Below are 3,727 nucleotides of genomic sequence, written 5' to 3' on the forward strand. Positions count from 1 at the left end.
ATGGAACTGCTATCCAACTACGGACGACGTGATACTAGTTGCCCTATTGGACACCAACGTTTTCCCCGCTAGTGTGCTCTGTTGAATCCAATGACGGCACAGGGATCACTATCTCTGAAGGGGCGATTATCTCGATATTCGTCGTCGAGGGGTTGGATCGATCCACTCAGCGGTCTTGATCCCCTCCCTTTCTGCCAAGATTCCATTTCTGAATTCTCTCCACAGCACTCCTGAGCCGAGCATAGAGTAGCCCGATCCCGACGCATTCTGCGGATTCAACAGGCAGACCGGGCGTAATTAGCTTTCAGGATAACTGGTTAATTACGCCGAGGAACTTACTAGTCGTGATTTACAAGAACAGAAAAGACAATGAGAAACGTGGACAAGGAAGAGAGACTGTATGTAGGTCGATATAATGACATAGAAGCAATCGAGCTCCAGAAGAACGACACGCTGGTCAATCTGTCGACTACCTGTAGCACAGCATACACAGAACCGCACAGCAACATCCACATCCCACTGCGTGATGATCCTAGCTGCCGGTACACAGACTTCCAAACTGCCGCCAAAGAAACGGTGACAAGGTACAGACAGGGTGATACGGTTGCAGTGGTGTGTGGCGCAGGCCAGAGCAGAAGTGTGGCCGTGGCAGCTGCTGTCCTATGTGTTGTTGAGAGCATTGATTTTGAGGATGCACTTGACCGCTGCAAGATGGGCGACATCAGTCCACAACCAACACTGGAAAACTACGCACAGAGGTATGCAAATTAAAGAACACAGGATTAAGCCAGATACAGCGTTGAGAGTAGGGGCAAATGCCGTGCACGACAGCTGTAACAGATCACGAACGCGATCCACCTTACTCACCCACCCGACGACCTCGCGGTACGTCGCATTCTTGTGAATCCGCAAAGAGTGGCGCGTTACATGCTTCCAACTGGAAAATCCGTTGCCAGTCGGGTTAATCACTGCCTTGGACTGGCAGCACAGCACTATTGAGCCAGCGACATGGCCTGCTTAACGAAGTGAAAGAGTAGTTTAGAACATTCTGCTCCCCCGCTTCGATCCCATATTCAGAGCGACACTATCCCGCCGCCTGCTGCGGATTCAACAGTTGAGACTTAATCAAATATCGTGTTGCTTTCAGCTGGTATCGTCCTCAGTTGTGGCGCTTTCGTCGATTTTCTCAAACGCGTCACTCGCGACTTCCGCCTGTTCGCTCGCCTCAATGTGGCTGTACATTTTTGATGTGGTGGATGGGTCTTCGTGGCGGAGCGCACGTTGAGCTGCCGACGAACCTTCTGCCCGATAGAGAGCCTCGCCAGCGCCGCGGCGTGCTCCGTGCGGTTTCAAGTATTTGTGCTTCCCCTCGACAGGGATCTTACCCTCGTCACAGAGTCGGCGGAAGATATTTCGAACGGTCTCAGTCGTGATCGATGGCGGCGGAATCTCATACCGACGTAGTACTGCGTCTGGATTGTCTGCTTTGAGTTCCGCCTCTAAGCTCTCCACGCGATCGCCGAGTTTCGTACGTGCACACTTGTACAAAGACGGCGCGTGGCGTGTCGGGAATACGGGCCACTCCTCAGTTGGTGGATCGAGTATCTTGCGATACCGCTCTAAGGCAGGGCGAGCTTGGTTCGGTAACTGGACCTCCTCTCCAACTGTCTGACTCTTCCCCAATACCTGAATCACGCCCGCTTCGATATCTACATCCGCCCACGTGACACCCGTCCGGCGCGAATCATTGGGATCACGAAGAAGTTCAGCGCTCCGCGCACCCGAGTACGCGAACAGGTAGACGAGTGCTCGGTCACGCGCTTCTTCGACGGCGTCGCTTCCTTGATCGGTGATCGCGTCGTGCGCGCGTTCATCTACATACCGAATGAACGCTGTTCGCTCCTGCGGACTCCAGAACTGCTGGCGGTTACTGTCGGCACCGAGCGACGCATCGGGCAGTTCCTCCATAGCCGGCTTGTGCTCACCGGGGTTCTCTTCGCGATACCCCCACTTCACGCAGTAGGTGAAGAACGCACGGACAAGCGCGTAGTACTGTTGGGCAGTCCGTCCCGTGATCCCCGCCTCATCGTCTGGATCCGCGACGCGTGCGTCGGCTCGACGATGGAGGTATTCGGCGTACTGCATCATTGTACGTCGCGAGACGTCGCCTACGCTCTCGATGGAGTCGGGCGTCCAGTCGATGAACGCTTTGAGAACCCGGTCGGCTTCGCGGGCGTAGTTGCCGCCGCCACCGGGCTTGGCTTTTTTCTGAACCCATTCTTCGACGGCTTTTGGGAGGGGTTTGTGGGCGTCAACATCGGTTGGCTGGGGTTCAGGCATTTGGTTGGCTGACCCGAGGGCGGCGACCCACTAGAATCTACTTGTGCTTATTCGAGTAAGCAAAAGTGATATCATAGAGATACTAATATCTTGATATCGGTATTTATAAGACTTCTACGAACATAATTCGATACTGTGTATCTGTGATAAATCGTATAGCGATATACAGAGATCTGTCTTGTGGGTTGCGAATCCCTCCCAAGAGGTTCATGGGATCGACCCTAAACGGCCAGATCTCGCCGAGAATTACCCGTCAGAGCGCCGAAGAAATCATCAGAATACGAAGAATACCATTCTACTTATCGATGATCGGCAAAAATACGCGACCACAACGAGTGATGCCTCTCACGAAGGGCGAGCCCGGACCGGATTCTATATGAGTGCGACCAACTCCTTGTCCAGCCATTTGAGGAACCGTCTGAGCGTTATCCGCGGCTTCTTCCGCGTTTCAATCTCCCCGATTCGTTCCTGTGTCAGAAAATCCACCAGTAACCACATGTTGTACACCACACAGCCGAATGCGAAGTGGAACCACCGGACCTCGAATTCCTTCGACGTCGTCCATGCAGCTGCATCTTTAATCGACGAGTATGAGTTCTCGATTGCTCCCCGATCGCTGTACTGTTCAATCTGTGTTCTCGCCCACCGACGATCCAGCGCAAGCTCATCGCTCACATCAAGACTCGTGATGAACGGTTGTGGTGACCCATCCTCGTTTGCATCATCGTCTTCATCCGGAGGGAGCACCACGACGTTCGTGTAGACCTTCGTATTCGACACCTCTCCTTTGACCGCACCATGAATTGGGAAATCCGTCTTTACGTACAGAGACGTATCATCCGGCTCATTGTATCCCTGTTTTAGCTCTTGGAACTGATCGCACATCGGTCCAATCCGATGTTTGTCTTTCCGGGCAGGGATTACGTAGTCGATATCTCTCGCAGTAAGCGTCTCTATCACGTCGGCCGCATGGAACTCCCGATCAGCGTACACCATCCTGATGTTGACGTAGTCATCAGCGATCGAAATGAGTCGCCGTGCAACATCCCCGACGTAGTATGATCTATCTTTTCCAGCGTAGTCATCCGTCGCAGCGTGTTCAGTACTTCCAAGCGGGTGGACTCCCACGACGTAGTGAGTGTTCTCACCGACGATCACAGCCGTCGCAAACTTGTGGCACCAAGAATACTCCTTATCCTCTGGTGCGCCCTGTACCCATTCCATCTCGTCACGATCGCCATAATAGGCGACGTAGGTCATGTCTAGCGCGACTTCCGCTCTCGTCCCGAACCGCGAGCCATTATCGTGTTCGAGTTCGTTCAGACGGGGTTTCGCACGCGTGTATGTTTTCTGAATAACAAAATTCGGCTCTGTTGAAATCCTATTC

The 3,727-nt window shown here is 53.2% G+C and carries 3 protein-coding genes; 1 reads left to right on the forward strand and 2 read right to left on the reverse strand.

All coding sequences use genetic code 11. The features are described 5' to 3' along the window. The first annotated feature begins 369 nt into the window (after positions 1-369). Complete coding sequence (locus ACP96_RS18260) at positions 370-771, forward strand: dual specificity protein phosphatase family protein (protein WP_082222601.1); 402 nt, start codon at positions 370-372, stop codon at positions 769-771. A 372-nt stretch (positions 772-1,143) separates the two neighbouring features. Here the strand turns inward: ACP96_RS18260 and ACP96_RS15785 are convergent, their stop codons facing one another. Beyond that, positions 1,144-2,340 carry a tyrosine-type recombinase/integrase gene (locus tag ACP96_RS15785; protein ID WP_050034059.1) on the reverse strand — a complete coding sequence of 399 codons (1,197 nt, stop codon included), beginning with the start codon at positions 2,338-2,340 and terminating at the stop codon, positions 1,144-1,146. Between the two features lie 372 nt (positions 2,341-2,712). Beyond that, positions 2,713-3,727 (reverse strand): transposase (locus tag ACP96_RS15790; protein ID WP_082222602.1); only part of this gene is annotated, 1,015 nt, incomplete at its 5' end.

Origin of the sequence: Halorubrum halophilum (assembly GCF_000739595.1) — an archaeon.
Taxonomy (GTDB): domain Archaea; phylum Halobacteriota; class Halobacteria; order Halobacteriales; family Haloferacaceae; genus Halorubrum; species Halorubrum halophilum.

Bases quoted from the DNA above. Each gene is read 5' to 3' on its own strand.
- ACP96_RS18260 (WP_082222601.1), top strand. From the start codon at position 370: ATGAGAAACGTGGACAAGGAAGAGAGACTGTATGTAGGTCGATATAAT.
- ACP96_RS15785 (WP_050034059.1), bottom strand. From the start codon at position 2,340: ATGCCTGAACCCCAGCCAACCGATGTTGACGCCCACAAACCCCTCCCA.